At 68.7% G+C, this 14,699-nt stretch carries 15 protein-coding genes; 9 read left to right on the top strand and 6 right to left on the bottom strand.

The annotated features are described in order from the left end of the window. Window positions 1–126 precede the first annotated feature (126 nt). The 3 genes from AB0B61_RS29620 to AB0B61_RS29610 form a co-directional block, all read right to left on the bottom strand. A complete protein-coding gene (locus AB0B61_RS29620; protein ID WP_358438468.1) occupies window positions 127–1,245 on the bottom strand; it encodes a hypothetical protein in 1,119 nt (372 codons plus the stop codon). Then, on the bottom strand, window positions 1,242–1,760 hold the full coding sequence (locus AB0B61_RS29615; protein WP_358438466.1) for a SigE family RNA polymerase sigma factor: 519 nt from the start codon (window positions 1,758–1,760) through the stop codon (window positions 1,242–1,244). The genes AB0B61_RS29620 and AB0B61_RS29615 overlap by 4 nt, the downstream gene beginning before the upstream one ends. A gap of 104 nt (window positions 1,761–1,864) precedes the next feature. Further along, entirely contained in the window at window positions 1,865–2,554 is a 690-nt protein-coding gene (locus tag AB0B61_RS29610) for a sulfite exporter TauE/SafE family protein (RefSeq protein ID WP_358438464.1), read from the bottom strand. Window positions 2,555–2,690: 136 nt separating this feature from the next. On the opposite strand from AB0B61_RS29610, the gene AB0B61_RS29605 reads away from it, so the two are divergent. Next, window positions 2,691–3,026: a hypothetical protein gene (locus AB0B61_RS29605; RefSeq protein WP_358438461.1), complete on the top strand. Its 336-nt coding sequence runs from the start codon at window positions 2,691–2,693 to the stop codon at window positions 3,024–3,026. Continuing rightward, window positions 2,992–3,321 (top strand): type II toxin-antitoxin system PemK/MazF family toxin, encoded by a 330-nt coding sequence (locus AB0B61_RS29600; protein ID WP_358438458.1) that lies wholly within the window; start codon window positions 2,992–2,994, stop codon window positions 3,319–3,321. Before AB0B61_RS29605 ends, AB0B61_RS29600 begins: the two co-directional genes overlap by 35 nt. Window positions 3,322–3,407: 86 nt before the next feature. On the opposite strand, the gene AB0B61_RS29595 is transcribed toward AB0B61_RS29600, so the two are convergent. Further along, a complete protein-coding gene (locus tag AB0B61_RS29595; RefSeq protein ID WP_358438455.1) occupies window positions 3,408–4,043 on the bottom strand; it encodes a TetR/AcrR family transcriptional regulator C-terminal domain-containing protein in 636 nt (211 codons plus the stop codon). Between the two features lie 70 nt (window positions 4,044–4,113). On the opposite strand from AB0B61_RS29595, the gene AB0B61_RS29590 reads away from it, so the two are divergent. Next, window positions 4,114–5,037 (top strand): ATP-binding cassette domain-containing protein, encoded by a 924-nt coding sequence (locus AB0B61_RS29590; RefSeq protein ID WP_358438452.1) that lies wholly within the window; start codon window positions 4,114–4,116, stop codon window positions 5,035–5,037. 129 nt (window positions 5,038–5,166) lie between these two features. Next, window positions 5,167–6,003, top strand: a complete 837-nt coding sequence (locus tag AB0B61_RS29585) for an ABC transporter permease (RefSeq protein ID WP_358438449.1) — start codon at window positions 5,167–5,169, stop codon at window positions 6,001–6,003. 535 nt (window positions 6,004–6,538) lie between these two features. Here the strand turns inward: AB0B61_RS29585 and acnA are convergent. Beyond that, window positions 6,539–9,283 carry an aconitate hydratase AcnA gene (gene acnA / locus AB0B61_RS29580; protein WP_358438446.1) on the bottom strand — a complete coding sequence of 915 codons (2,745 nt, stop codon included), beginning with the start codon at window positions 9,281–9,283 and terminating at the stop codon, window positions 6,539–6,541. A gap of 146 nt (window positions 9,284–9,429) precedes the next feature. Beyond that, window positions 9,430–10,158, bottom strand: coding sequence for a metal-dependent hydrolase (locus AB0B61_RS29575; RefSeq protein WP_358438444.1), 729 nt, complete (start codon window positions 10,156–10,158; stop codon window positions 9,430–9,432). Between the two features lie 373 nt (window positions 10,159–10,531). Between AB0B61_RS29575 and AB0B61_RS29570 the strand changes: the two genes are divergently transcribed. The 5 genes from AB0B61_RS29570 to AB0B61_RS29550 all read left to right on the top strand — a co-directional run bounded on the left by AB0B61_RS29570 (window position 10,532) and on the right by AB0B61_RS29550 (window position 14,599). Further along, the gene (locus AB0B61_RS29570; RefSeq protein WP_358438441.1) at window positions 10,532–11,257 is read left to right on the top strand and encodes a PadR family transcriptional regulator; all 726 of its coding nucleotides are present in this window, start codon (window positions 10,532–10,534) and stop codon (window positions 11,255–11,257) included. Window positions 11,258–11,260: 3 nt separating this feature from the next. Further along, complete coding sequence (locus tag AB0B61_RS29565) at window positions 11,261–11,794, top strand: DUF1707 domain-containing protein (protein WP_358438438.1); 534 nt, start codon at window positions 11,261–11,263, stop codon at window positions 11,792–11,794. A gap of 81 nt (window positions 11,795–11,875) precedes the next feature. After that, entirely contained in the window at window positions 11,876–12,052 is a 177-nt protein-coding gene (locus tag AB0B61_RS29560) for a hypothetical protein (RefSeq protein WP_358438435.1), read from the top strand. Continuing rightward, window positions 12,049–13,404: an MFS transporter gene (locus AB0B61_RS29555; RefSeq protein WP_358438432.1), complete on the top strand. Its 1,356-nt coding sequence runs from the start codon at window positions 12,049–12,051 to the stop codon at window positions 13,402–13,404. Before AB0B61_RS29560 ends, AB0B61_RS29555 begins: the two co-directional genes overlap by 4 nt. Before the next feature lie 64 nt (window positions 13,405–13,468). Further along, the gene (locus tag AB0B61_RS29550) at window positions 13,469–14,599 is read left to right on the top strand and encodes a hypothetical protein (protein WP_358438430.1); all 1,131 of its coding nucleotides are present in this window, start codon (window positions 13,469–13,471) and stop codon (window positions 14,597–14,599) included. Window positions 14,600–14,699: the final 100 nt, after the last annotated feature.

Raw genomic sequence — 14,699 nt, 5'->3', positions numbered from 1 at the left:
CTACGCCGACCTGCTGGCCGACGCCGAGAAGCTGAAGGCCAAGGGCATCACCCAGTTCGTGTCGGGCGGCGCCGGCCGGTGCGGCGTCTCTTGGGTGTCTCTTGGGGGGCGTCTCTTGGGCGGCTGTCAGCCGCTCGCGGCCGCCCCGGGATAGATCAGGTTCATGACCTTGCCTGACTGCCGGTCCAGGAGCCGAGCCCGCCCGGTGTTGACGTCGACCGCGTACGAGCGCTCGCCTTCCTTGCCCCCGTACAGCAGCGTGACCTCGGATGCGCTCTGCCAGATCGTGGTGCTGGCGACGCCGCCGCGGTCGTCCGGGAGGCCGCGGACGGGCACCTTGCGCAGGGTCTTGCCGGTCTTGGCGTCGAGCAGGGTCAGCATGCGCTTTTCGTGCCCCGGGAACTCGCCCTTGCCGACCTTCGGGAACTCGACGGCGACCACCGTACGACCGTCGGGCGCTACTTCGCTGAACATGATGAACACGCCGTTGAAGCGGACCGGCTTGCCGCCCCCCGTGACGGGCATGAGCCACAGGTCGGTCTTGCGGTACCGGACCAGCTCGGCGACGCCGCCCTTGATGCTGACCGGCTCGTACTTGCCGTTGATGGGCGTCTTCCTGCCAGTGCGCACGTCGATCAGCATGCCGGGATATTTGCTGCCCTCGCGCGGGTCGAAGGCGATGTACCGGCCGTCGTCGGAGAGCACGAGCATGGAACCTATGCCGATCTGCTCCTCCTTGACCGTGCCCCGCGACGTCGTCTCGGAGCCGCCCACCAGGTCGCGCACCACATGCGCCTGGGCGTCACGGCTGTAGTAGGCGAGCAAGCGGCCGTCCCGGCTGATCGCGACGGGCACCCGCTCGCCCTTGGCGGTCTCGACGAGTGCCTGCGGCACGCGGTAGGTCTTGCCGGCACGGGTGACCACCCGCCACTCGACCGCGGAGCAGTCAGCCTCACGCTCGACGAACTTGCAGGAAGTCTTGTACGCGCGGCTGATCGCCCCCACCTTGCCCGGGGGCAGGTCGGGCACGGCCTCTTGGCCCTGCCGCGTGGCCGTCTGGGCACCACGCGGCCACGGCACCGCCACCACCACTGCCACCGCCGCCGTCACGCACAGCGCCGCCACGGCGGATGCCGTCAGCACGGTCCGCCGCCTGCGCCGGTGGCCCGCGATGGCCACGTCGGCGAGGCTCACCAGCGGCGCCTCCTCGGCGATGTCCCCCAACGCCTCACGCAGTCTCGTCATCGTGCCACCTCCACGATCTCGGGATCATCCAGCAGATGCACCAGCTCCGGCGCGACCTCGCGCAGACGGGCCAGCGCGTGATGGGTCTGGCTCTTGACGGTGCCGACCGCGCAGCCCAGCACCTCGGCCGTCTGTGCCTCGGTCAGGTCCTCCCAGAAACGCAGCACGATCACGGCGCGCTGCCTGCGCCCCAGCTTGGCCAGCGCCTGACGCAACACGATCCGGTCGAGCACAGCCCCGTCGGAGAACGCGCCCCGCTCGGGCGGGTCGCCGCTCGGCATCTCGGGACGTAATCTGCGCTTCCAGGAGATGTACTGGTTGACCAGGGCCTTGCGGGTGTACGCCTCCGGGTTGCCGTCCTTGACCAGCTTGGACCAGTGGCCCACGACATTGATCAGGACGCTCTGCAGCAGATCCTCGGCCAGGTGCGGGTCTCCCGTGAGCAGGTACGCGGTCCGCATCAGGGCTTGCTGGCGGGCGAGCACGAACTCACGAAAGCCGTCGTGACGATCCAATGTGATCTCCTCTCCCCCGTTGCCAACGCGACCTGTGTGACGGAAGGTTGTATCGCCCGCCTCCTCAACCACAGGAGCACGTTCAGAGGGCTTGGCGACCTGGGTCAGGTGGCCAGGCTCTGGGCGATGAGGGCGGCGGCCGAGAGGGCGGCGACCACCAGCACCGCGGTCCGCACCTTCCCACCGTCCAGGTAGCGCCGCAGCGGCCCCGACGCCAGGAACCCGAGCACCATCGGCACGATCAACACCGCCCCCGTCGCCGCCGCCCGGCCGGAGAACTCCCCCACGAAGCCCAGGATGGCCAGCGACTGCGCGGCGCCCAGGAAGAAGACCATCGCCAGCGTCGCCCGGATCTGCGGCCCCTTGGCGTGCTGGTAGACCAGCGCGATCGGCGGCCCGCCGATGCCGGTCGCGGTGCCGGTGATGCCCGAGAAGAACCCGGCCCCCGCGATGGTCGCATCGTTGCGCGGCACGCTGACCGCCCACGCCGTGAGACCCACCGCGATGAGCACCATGACCCCCACGAAGACGCCTCGCGTGTAGACGGATATGTAGACCAGGACGACTCCACCGATGGCCGCACCGGGCAGCCGCCCCAGCACCGCGAAAACCACCCCGCGCCAGTCCACCTTCCGCCACTCCGCGGCCAGCGTGAACAGCGGCAACGTGACGTTGACCACCTGAATGGCGGTGGGCATCAGGGAGTGGTCGAGCATGGTGAGCACCGGCGCGGCCACCAACCCCAGCCCGAACCCCACGCTGCCCTGGACAACCGCTCCAACGAAGACCGCCAAACCGCCAACAATCAGCACTAATGCCATCTGAGTCACGGAGGAGAGTCAATCATCATTACTCTGTGTTGCCATTCGAGCGGCATGCGTTACGACGAGGGTGTAGGTTTCTTCCCGACGCAGACGTAGCCTCCGGAGTATGACCGTGAAACAAAAAGCGACGACGATACGCGTCAGCGTCAAGACCCGGGACAGAATCGCCGCACTGGCAAGAAGGGCGGGTGAACCCATGACCGCGATCATCGACCAGGCCATTCGGGAGTTGGAGAAGAAGCACCGCTGGCAACATGTCGCGGACCAGATGGAACGCACGAGGAAGGAGGACCCCCGAGCCTGGGCCGACTATCTCGCCGAGTCCGAGCTGGTCCAAGGCCCACCATCAAGCTCCCTCCGCATCGCACCCGAGTGGGAGGGGCTCATCACATTTCCCGAGGAGAGAGATGAGGGTGATCCAAGGCGAGATCTGGCTCGCTGAGCTGGGCGAGCCAACCGGACGAGAGCAGGGCTACCGTCGCCCCGTGCTCGTCGTGAGCAACGACAACTTCAATGCCGCGGCCGCAGTAAAGATCATTGTCCCCCTGACAACGACCGAGCGCGGATGGGACAACCACATCCCGGTCAGCCGCGAAGGCACGGGGCTCGACAAACCCAGCTGGGCCATGGTTGAGCACGTGCGAAGCGTGTCTCCCCAGCGATTCACCAGGAGGGTCGGGATCGCTCCCGACGAGATCGTGCGTGAAGTGACCGACTGGATCGCGGACATCGTCTGACGATTAGTGCCATCCGGCGAAGCGGAATTTCGCCGGGTGGCACCCTCATCGTGCCAGACTCGCCGATCGGCCGTCGCCAACCCGCCTCAATCGGCGACGCTCCCGTTGGACAGTCGCAGCCGCATGCCGTCCAGGATGAGGGCCAGCCCCGCCTCGAACGAGCTGTCGCCCTGCGGGTCGCCCTCCTCCAGCAGGGCCGCCATGATCCGGGGGTAGCGTGCCTGAAACTCCGCCATGTCGGGCCCCGACTCGTCCCCGTCCGGCCGCGTCCGGTCGGCCTGCTCCTCCAGCACGAACCCGGCCACGTAGTTGCTCACCGCGAACAGTCCCCGCGCCGCGTCCATCACCGTGAAGCCCACCAGCTCCAGCGCCTCCACCGCCCGCTCGACCATGGCGAACATCTCGGGCGACGACCGCGTCCCGGCCGCCAGCCGGGCCCCGTCGCGGTGGGAGTTGAGTATCGACCGGCTGCCGCGGGCGTAGTCGGCCACCCACTCCAGCCACTGCGACGAGTCCGTGAACACCGGCCGCGTCACGTGCGGCGCCTCCATGGCCACCGCCATCGCGTCGAGCAACTGCTGCTTGTTCTTGAAGTGCCAGTAGAGCGCCGGCGCCTGCACGCCGAGCTCCGCCGCCAGCCGCCGCAAGGTGAGGCCGTCGAGCCCCACCTCGTCGAGCAAGCGGAGCCCCGTCGCCACGATGGTGCCTTTTTCGAGTGCCACGGTTGACAGTTTAACAACGTTCAATGCATCCTTAACACCGTTAGATTTAACGGTGTTAAGGAGGTTCGTCGTGATCCACGCGGAAGGGCTCCGGAAGCGGTACCGGTCCAAGGACGCGCTGGCGGGCATCGATCTGTCCGTGCCGGCGGGCACGGTCTGCGGGCTGCTCGGCCCCAACGGTGCGGGCAAGACCACCGCCGTACGCATCCTCACCACGCTCCTCCGGCCCGACTCCGGTCACGCGGAGGTGGCCGGGCTGGACGTGGTGCGGGACGCGGCGCGGCTGCGCTTCATGTTCGGGCTCGCCGGGCAGCACGCGGCGGTCGACGAGTTACTCACCGGGCGGCGCAACCTGGAGATGTTCGGCAGCCTGTACCACCTGCCCAAGGCGGCGGCCCGGCGGCGGGCCGACGAGCTGCTCGAGCGGTTCGACCTGACCGACGCCGCGAACCGGCGGGTCAAGACGTACTCGGGGGGCATGCGCCGCCGCCTCGACGTGGCCGCCAGCCTGATCGTCGCGCCGCCCGTGCTGTTCATGGACGAGCCCACGACCGGTCTCGACCCGCGCAGCCGCCTCGGGCTGTGGGAGCTGCTGCGCGACCTGGTCGCCGAAGGGGCCACGCTGCTGCTCACCACCCAATACCTGGACGAGGCAGACCGTCTCGCCGACCAGATCGTCCTGCTCGACCAGGGGCGGGTCGCCGCCTCCGGCTCACCCGCGGAGCTGAAGCAGCGGATCGGCGGCGACCGGGTGCAGGTCGTCCTCCGGGCGGCGGCCGACGTCCCCCAAGCCCTCGACCTGGTACGGCGTACGGCCGATGAACGGCAGGTGGAGGTCGTGGACGAGCGGCGGGTGACAGTGGCGGTCGAACAGGGCACGCAGTCGCTCATCCGCATCGCCGGCGCGCTGGACACGGCCATGATCCCGGTCGAGGACCTGTCCCTCCGCCGCCCCACCCTGGACGAGGTCTTCCTCCACCTGACCACCACCTGACCACCCGACCACAGCCGCTGACCGCGACCCGACCAGGCCGCCCGAGCAGGCCGCCCGAGCAGGCCGCCCTGATCGCTACTCGACCCGCCTTCCGGCATGTTCCGGCCGATTCCCACGAGGTGATGCCGCATGGCTCTTGTCCACGTACCCGCTCCACCGACGACGCTCGGCGAGCGCCTCCGCTGGACGATCTCCGACTCCCTGACCATCGCGCGCCGCACCTACTTCAGGCTGATGGCGCAGCCAGGGGAAATAGCGGGATACCTGGTGTTTCCCGTTGTCATGACCATCCTGTTTGGCTATGTCTTCGGCAGCGCGATCACGCTCCCCGGTGGGGGCGACTACCGCAGTTACCTGATGCCCGGCATCTTCATGCAGGTCATGGCGATGACCGCGGCCGCCGCGGCCACGGCGGTCGGCGAGGACATGGAACGCGGCATCATCGACCGGTTCCGCGCCCAGCCGATCGCCCGCGGCGCCGTGCTCATCGGCCGCAGCATCGCCGACCTGTCCATGCACCTGCTGTCGCTGGCCTCGATGGTGGTGGCGGCGGTGCTGCTGGCGGGGTGGCGGGCACACGGCACCGTCGGGCAGACGGCGGCGGCGTTCGGCCTGCTGGCCCTGTTCGGCTTCGCGATGATCTGGGTGGGCACGTATATCGGGCTGTTCGTCAAGAGTGGCGCCCAGGCGGACGCGGCGACGTTCGGGTGGCTGTTCCCGATGACGTTCCTGGCCAACACGTTCGTCCCGACCGAGGGGCTGCCCGCCTGGATCAAGCCGGTCGCCGACTGGAACCCGATGAGCGCCGTGGTCGCCGCCGCCCGCCTGCTCTTCGGCAACCCGACGTCGCACTCCACCGCCTGGCCGCTCCAGCACCCGATCATGGCGACTCTACTGTGGTCCGGGGCGCTCATCGTCGTCTTCATCCCGTTGGCCGTCCGCGCATATCGCCGCATATCCCGCTGATCCACCGGGTGACGCGAGCCGAAGCAGGCGGCCAAGAACACGCACGTCACGGCGCCCAGCCCCGTGAACCGCAGGAGCGTGCCCCTGGACGGGGCCCGGCCACGGGCGGCGGGTGGGGCTCACCGTGCCTGCCGTAAAAGAAAGTGCCCGTAAAACAGGTACGGAGGAGCCGCCCCTGGACGGCGGCCGGCCACGGACAGCGGGTGGTGCTCACCGCGCCCGCTGTAAAGCACTGTTCGTAAAAGCACATGACCGTGAAACCGAGGAGCCGAAAACCACTTGGCCGTAAGACCGTCGAGCCGCCCGGCGGTGTGGTGCCGGGCGGCTCTTCGTGGTCGGGTGGTTCACCCCCGATGTGGGCGCGTGAGGTCGCGCCCGCCCGGCCGCGGGAAGTGCGGCGCGGGATCCCGGCGGCCCCCGCTCAGCTGGTGGCCGAGGCGGAGGCGCGGGAGGTCTCAGCACCCTCGCGAAGGGCTCGAACCCTCACTGAAGCTAAGGACTCGAACCCTCGCGAGGGCTCACGACTGGCGTCGGATCAGGACTTGGCGAGGAGGGAGCGCAGGACGTACTGCATGATGCCCCCGTGCCGGTAGTAGTCGGCCTCGCCGGGCGTGTCGATGCGGACCACCGCGTCGAACTCCACCTCGCCCGCCTTGACGTGCACGGTCGCCGGGATGCCGCCCTTGTTGAGCTCCTCCACCCCGGTGATGTCGAACGTCTCCTCGCCGGTCAGCCCCAGCGAGGCGGCCGAGACGCCCTCCGGGTACTGCAGCGGCAGCACGCCCATCCCGATCAGGTTCGAGCGGTGGATGCGCTCGTACGACTCCGCGATCACGGCGCGGACGCCCAGGAGCGCCGTGCCCTTGGCCGCCCAGTCGCGCGACGAGCCCGAGCCGTACTCCTTGCCCGCGAGCACCACCAGCGGCGTCCCGGCCGAGGCGTAGTTGACCGAGGCGTCGTAGATGAACGACACCGGCCCCTCGTCCTGGGTGAAGTCGCGGGTGTAGCCGCCCTCGGTGCCGGGCGCGATCTGGTTGCGCAGGCGGATGTTGGCGAACGTACCCCTGATCATGACCTCGTGGTTGCCGCGCCGCGAGCCGTAGGAGTTGAAGTCCTTGACCGCGACCTCGTGCGCCTGCAGGTATTGGGCGGCGGGCGTGCCGGCCTTGATGGAGCCGGCCGGCGAGATGTGGTCGGTGGTGACCGAGTCGCCGACCTTCACCAGCACGCGAGCGCCGGAAATGTCGGTAACGGGGTCAGGAGTCGAGGGCATGCCCTCGAAGTAGGGAGCCTTGCGCACGTACGTGGAGGAAGGGTCCCACTCGAAGGTGTTGCCCGTCGGGATCGGCAGCGACGTCCAGTGCTCGTCGCCCTTGAACACGTCGGCGTAGTCGCGCTCGAACATGTCGCGCCCGATCGAGGAGTTGACCACGGCCGTGATCTCCTCGGGCGAGGGCCAGATGTCGCGCAGGAAGACCGCCGTGCCGTCGGCGCCGATGCCCAGCGGCTCGGTGTCGAGGTCGAGGTCCATGGTCCCGGCCAGCGCGTACGCCACCACGAGCGGCGGCGAGGCCAGGTAGTTCATCTTGACGTCGGGGTTGATCCGGCCCTCGAAGTTGCGGTTGCCGGACAGCACGGCGGTGACGGCGAGGTCGTTGGCCTGGATCGCGTCGGAGATCTCCGGGAGCAGCGGCCCGGAGTTGCCGATGCAGGTGGTGCAGCCGTAGCCGACGAGGTTGAAGCCGATCTTGTCGAGGTACGGCTGGAGCCCCGAACGCTCGAAGTAGCCGGTGACGACCTGCGAGCCGGGAGCCAGGGAGGTCTTGACCCACGGCTTGCGGGTCAGGCCCTTCTCGACGGCGTTGCGGGCGAGCAGGGCCGCGCCGAGCATGACGTACGGGTTGGAGGTGTTGGTGCACGAGGTGATCGCGGCGATGGAGACGATGCCGTGGTCGATCTCGAACGAGGTGCCGTCCTCCAGCGTCACCGCGACCGTCTTGTGCGGGCGGGAGCCGTTGGCGCGGGAGTTGGAGGCGGGCGCGTCGGAGGCGGGGAAGCTCTCTTCCACGGCCTCGTCGACGCCGTCGCCGTCGAAGTCGGTGACGTAGTTGCGCACGTCGCGGCGCCAGGTGTCCTTGGCGGCCGACAGGGCGATGCGGTCCTGCGGGCGCTTCGGGCCGGCGATGGACGGGACGACGGTGCCGAGGTCGAGCTCGATGTACTCGGAGAAGACCGGCTCGGGCGCCGACGGGTCGAGCCAGAGGCCCTGGGCCTTGGCGTACGCCTCGACGAGCGCGATCTGCTCCTCGGAGCGGCCGGTCAGGCGCAGGTAGTCGACCGTCTGGCCGTCGATCGGGAAGATCGCGCAGGTGGAGCCGAACTCGGGGCTCATGTTGCCGATCGTGGCCCGGTCGGCCAGCGGCACGGACGAGACGCCGTCGCCGTAGAACTCGACGAACTTGCCGACCACGCCGTGCTTGCGCAGGATCTCGGTCACCGTCAGCACCAGGTCGGTGGCCGTGGCGCCGGCGGGCAGCTTGCCGTTGAGCTTGAAGCCGACCACGCGCGGGATCAGCATGGAGATCGGCTGGCCGAGCATCGCGGCCTCGGCCTCGATGCCGCCGACGCCCCAGCCGAGGACGCCGATGCCGTTCTCCATCGTGGTGTGCGAGTCGGTGCCCACGCAGGTGTCGGGGTAGGCCTTGCCGTCGCGGATCATGACCACGCGGGCGAGGTGCTCGATGTTGACCTGGTGGACGATGCCGGTGCCGGGCGGGACGACCTTGAACTCGTCGAACGCCGTCTGGCCCCAGCGCAGGAACTGGTAGCGCTCGTGGTTGCGCTCGTATTCGCGCTCGACGTTGCGCTGGAAGGCGTCGGGGTGACCGAAGTAGTCGACGATGACCGAGTGGTCGATGACCATCTCGGCGGGGGCCAGCGGGTTGATGCGGGCCGGGTCGCCGCCCAGGTCGCGTACGGCCTCACGCATGGTGGCCAGGTCGACCACGCACGGCACGCCGGTGAAGTCCTGCATGATGACGCGGGCCGGGGTGAACTGGATCTCCACGCTCGGCGCCGCCTTGGGATCCCAGCCGCCCAGCGCGCGGATGTGGTCGGCGGTGATGTTCGCGCCGTCCTCGGTGCGGAGGAGGTTCTCCAGCAGGATCTTCAGGCTGAACGGGAGGCGGGCTGCGCCTTCGACGGCGTCCAGCCGGAAAATCTCGTAAGACGCGTCGCCTACGCGTAGCGTGTCACGGCTGCCGAAGCTGTTCGCGGACACGATGATTCGCCTCCTCCATAGACATTTGCTCAGTTGAATCCTGCCGCACCCCGGGAGCAGTAAGAACGTTAGGTGAACCTAACCCGCAGGGCCGCGCGGCGGATGTCTTGATGTCAAGATATCTCTAAAAGTATCTCGACATCAAGTTAAACCGGCGCCAGCCGCCAGAACAGCAGGCCGATGATGGCGATGGACAGCACGGGAGCCAGGATCTTCTGCTCGAACGTCTTCCCGGTCTTGATCCCGATCTTCCACGGCAGCACGAACCGGACCGACACCGGCCACAGCACCGGACAGCCCCGCTCGGTCATGCAGTCGCCGACGACGTGCACGAGGCAGCCGATCGCCACGGCCAGGCCCAGCCAGGCGTAGCCGACCCCCTGTGACAGGAAGACGGCGTAGAGCCCGGCGGTCAGGCCGACGTTGATCATCGCTGAGCCGAGCTTGTTGCCCGGGATGCCGATGCCGATCGCGCGCAGCGCCAGCCCGATGAGCAGCACGACCATGATGTCGCGGCCGATCGGATAGGTGTTGGCCAGCCAGTGCGCCGCGAACCCGAGCACCACCGCGAACACCAGCGAATGCGTCGCCCCCCGATGTCCGCCGCTCAGCCAGTTGACGCCCTTGCTCAGCAGCCAGGTGACCGGCCCGAACGTCTGCGCGATCGTCGCGCTCGGATGGTCGAGGTCGGGCAGCATGGCCGCCCCGGCGCAGATGATGGCGCCGGCGATGAACTCGGCCGGGGTGAGGGCGTTCGCCATGATCCCGGTCTCGATGAACCTGGAGGAGTCGGTCAGCATCGGGAGCGCGGCGAGCCCGGGCGCGAGTCCTAGCCAAGCGATGGCCCCGGTCATCGCATGCGAATGCCCCATCATGATCGAAACTGTACGGCAAAGCCGTTCTTTACGCGCGGAGACCCGCCTGGCGCGCCATCACAGTCACCTCGGCGCTACGGACTTTGCCGACCGCAGACCATCGCCGGCCATCGGGGCCCATCCGGGCCCATCCGGGAAATGTCCGGAAACGCAGACGAGGTCGTCTCCGCGGCGACAGCACCCCCCAGCCCTGCCGACGCGGAACGACCTCGTCTGCTCTGAACAACGACACCCTCCCGTCTCCTGTTCCCGTAATCCGCAACTTTTTCGTGATCTGTCTCACTCTGCCCTCCCGCTTGCGAACGACATATTGGCGATATATCTTTGAAGCATCGAGAACATTCACAAGCGTTCACAAGAAGGAGAGTTTGACATGACTTCCGCACAAGCAGCAGGGCGTCCGTGGCCCGAGCCCCGCGAGTTCAAGCGTGCCGCCCGCGAAGCGCTCAAGGCCGTGGCCGAGGCGTGGGAACAGGGCGGGCACCACCACCATCACCACCGCGGCGGCGGCCCGCACGAGGAGCGGCAACGCGGCCGGCGCGGATTCCCGCCCGAGTTCGGGCGGGGGCCCTGGGGATGGGGTCCCGGCGGACCGGGCCCGTTCGGGCACCGGGGCGGCTGGGGAGGCCGGGGTGGCCGCAAGGCCAAGCGGGGCGACGTACGCGCCGCGATCCTGGCGCTCCTGTCCGAGGAGCCGCGCAACGGCTACCAGATCATCCAGGAGATCGCCGAGCGCAGCGAAGGCGGCTGGAAGCCCAGCCCCGGCGCCGTCTACCCGGCGCTCCAGCAGCTCACCGACGAGGGGCTGGTCGTCGCCGCGGAGAACGAGGGCCGCAAGACCTTCCGCCTCACCGAGACCGGACTCGCCTACATCGAGGCGCACGCCGACGAGATCCGCGCCCCGTGGGACGAGATGCGCCCCGACATCGACGACAACACCGCGGACCTGTGGGACATCGCGCGCCAGTCGGCATTCGCGATGATGCAGGTTTTGCAGACCGGGAGCGACGCACAAATCCGCGAAGCGCGTAAGACTCTTGTAGAGACCCGGCGCAAGCTCTACCAGATTCTGGCCGACGGCGACCCGGGTGAGGAGTAACGCATGACCGGCGCCACCCTGGAAGGCCGGTACGGGGAGAGCGAGGAACCAGCCATGGACCCCAACGATCTCCGCATCGGCGACGCCGAGCGCGAACAGACGATGGCCGACCTGCGCGAGCACTTCGCGCAGGGCCGCCTCGACCGCGAGGAGCTGGACCAGCGCCTCGACCGGACGCTCGGCGCACGCACCGCGCGCGACCTGGCGCAGATCACCGCTGACCTGCCCGGTCAGCGGCGGCAGTACGACTACCGCGCGCCGCAGGGGATGCCTGCCCAGGCGTTCGACAAGGACGCCTGGCGGGCGGCGATGAAGGCGCACCGGCACCAGATGCAGTCGATGCGTCACGAGCGGCGCGACATGCGCCACGGCTGGGGGCGGCCGCGCCATGGGCCGGGGCCGTTCCTGCCGATCCTGTTCGTGTTGCTGATGGTGGGGTTCGTGTTCGGGGGGTTCGGCATCGCCAAGGTGCTGTTCTTCGTGTTCATCGGAGCCATGGTCTTCAAGATGATCCACCGGCACTCGCACCGCCGCTGACCCCCTCATCCCCATTTAAAGGCATATATAGGTCCGATCGTCGCCGTCGCCCGACGGGCGGCGATCGGCACAATTCGCGGCATGTTCCAACACCCGAACGGCCGGGCCACCGAACCGGACGCCCGCAACGAGGAGCTTTATCCGCTCTTCTGCGGTGACGACATCGATTTCGTGATCGGCGGTCTGGGCCGCATGAGGGCACGGGTTCCAGCGGTCGCCATGAGGGCACGGGTCCGTGAGTTCTGGCGGTCCGCATGACGAAGCGGCCCAGCTCCGCGGCCACTGACCGGTCGCTCGACGAACCGCCGCTGGGGCACGCGACGCGCCGGACGGCAGACCGTGACTTCGGTCTGCTCTGGGCCGGGCAGTCGTTGTCGCTGTTCGGCGACCAGTTCATGACGCTGGCGCTGCCACTGCTGGCCGTGACCATCCTGGGCGCTTCCCCGGCCCAGGCGGCGTTGCTGCCGTTCGCGCTGTTCGTCCCCTTCCTCCCGCTCGGCCTGCCGGCCGGGGCCATCGTCGATCGGCTGCCCCGCCGTACCGTCATGCTGGTCTGCGACGGCGTGCAGGTGCTGGCGTTCGGCGCGATCTGGGTGCTGGCCGCCCTGGGCGGGCTGACGTTTCCGCTGCTGTTCGCGCTGATCCTGATGAGCGGGTGCGCGGTGGTGTTCTTCCAGGTCGCGTACACCTCCTACCTGCCCAGCCTGTACGACGAGGCGGACGCGCTGCATCGCGGCAACACGCGGCTGGCCCTGTCGGAGTCGGCGGCCAAGGCGCTGGGGCCGATGGCGGCCGGGCCGGTCATCGCGGTGCTCGGCCTGGTCGGCGCGATCGCCGCCAACATGGTCAGCTTCGCGGCGTCACTCACCTCGCTGGCGCTGATCCGCCACCGCGAGAAGGGCACCGCCGAGCTGGGCTCCGGACGTGAGCCCGGCTGGATGCGGCGCGACATCGCCGAGGGGCTGCGGTTCGCGCTCCGGCACCCGGTCCTCCGGCCCGTCCTGGCGTGCGGCACGGTCTATGTCCTGGCACTGTCCATGGTCGAGACGAGCCTGGTGCTGTACTGCCGCAACGTCCTGGGCCTGTCCCCCGGCTGGATCGGCGTGGTGATCGGCGCCGCCGCGGCGGGCTACCCGATCGGGAACCTGCTGTCGACCCGGCTGATCCGCCGTCTCGGCTCGCCCCGCACCCTCGTCCTGGCCGCGTCGGTGTCCGTCCTGGGCATCGTCGCCATGCCCGCGCTCGGCTCCCTGGGCGGGACACCCGGCGCGATCGGGCTGGTCGCGGGGAGCATCGTGCACTGTGTCGGCGAGGGCGCCTTCAGCCCCACATCGATCACGATGCGCCAGGTCCTCACCCCGGCATCCCTGTTGGGCCGGGTCGGTTCGGTGCAGCGATTCCTCCTATGGGGTGCCATCGCGCTGGGCAGTCTGCTGGCCGCCGCGGCGACCGCTCTGGGTGGGCTCGCCGCCGCGGTGTGGATCGGCGCGCTGGGCACCGTCCTGTGCCTGCCCGCCCTGCTCCAGCGCGGCATCCGCGCGGCGATGACATCGGCTCCAGTCTCTGACGTTCAACAAGACGCCACAAAAGAGTCAAACAACAGTCAGTAAAGTTCCTGTGTGTCCCTTTATGGTGTGGATCAGCACTGATCCACGGAAAGGTACGCGGAAGAACATGCGGGTCGCTCAACTACTGCTCGCGACGCTGACGGCGTCGGCCCTGCTCGCCCTCCCCGCCCAGGCGGCCGACCGGCCGTCGCGACTTCCGGCGGAGGTGAACGGCGGGGCCTGGCCGTCGGGGCACGTACAGGGGATCGCGATCGACCAGAAGAAGGGGTTTATGTACTTCTCCTTCACCAACCTCCTGGTCAAGACCGACCTCGCCGGCAAGCCGGTCGGCTCCGTCACCGGCTTCACCGGCCACCTGGGCGACCTGGACTTCAACAGCCGTGACGGCCGCGTGTACGGCTCCCTGGAGTACAAGGCCGCCAAGTCCTTCTACATCGCCATCTTCGACGTGGACCGCATCACCAGCCTCGACATGAACGCCGAGACCTCCGACGTGGTCACGGCCGTCTACCTCAAGGACGTGGTGGACGACTACAGCGCCGACATGAACGGCGACGGCGTCTTCGACGGCGACACGGCCAAGACCCCGGACCACCGCTACGGCTGCAGCGGCATCGACGGCGTCGCCTTCGGCCCCGCGTTCGGCAAGCGCGGCGGCGGCGACAAGCTGACGGTCGCGTACGGCATCTACGCCAACGCCGACCGCCAGGACAACGACTACCAGGTCATCCTGCAGTACGACATCAAGCAGTGGCGCCAGTACGAACGCCCGCTCACCCAGACCGAGCCGCACACCTCGGGACCATCCCGCTCGGACGGCAAGTACTTCGTCCGCACCGGCAACACCACCTACGGCGTGCAGAACCTGGAGTACGACGGCCACACCGGCAACTGGTTCATGGCGGCGTACAAGGGCGTCAAGCCGCAGTTCCCGAACTACTCCTTCTTCATGATCGACGGCTCCAAGCCCGCCGTGATCAAGCCCATCGAAGGCCAGCCCCAGCCCGAGCGCGGCAAGACGCTCTCCTTGCTCGAGCGGGGTCTCCATGACCAGGCGACCGGCATCTGGGGCTGGGAATTCGGCGGCCAGTACGGCCTGGCCTCACTGGACGACGGCCGCTACTACGTCGCCCAGCAGGGCACGGTCGTGGAAGACGGGGTGACCAAGCAGACCGGCCTCGCCCAGCTCCACCGCTGGACCGGCAAGGCACCGGCACCCTTCGAGCGGATCCAGTAGCGGTCGCCTGGCTGGGCCGTGTCCTGACAGTGGTCCAGCCTGACCTGGCCCACGGCAACGACGCCATGTTCGGGGACGCACGACATGCGCGGGTGGCGAT

Source organism: Nonomuraea sp. NPDC049158 (genome assembly GCF_040648335.1).
Lineage (GTDB): Bacteria > Actinomycetota > Actinomycetes > Streptosporangiales > Streptosporangiaceae > Nonomuraea.
The sequence above is the reverse complement of the archived record's forward strand: the minus strand, read 5'-3'. Positions and strand labels throughout refer to the sequence as shown.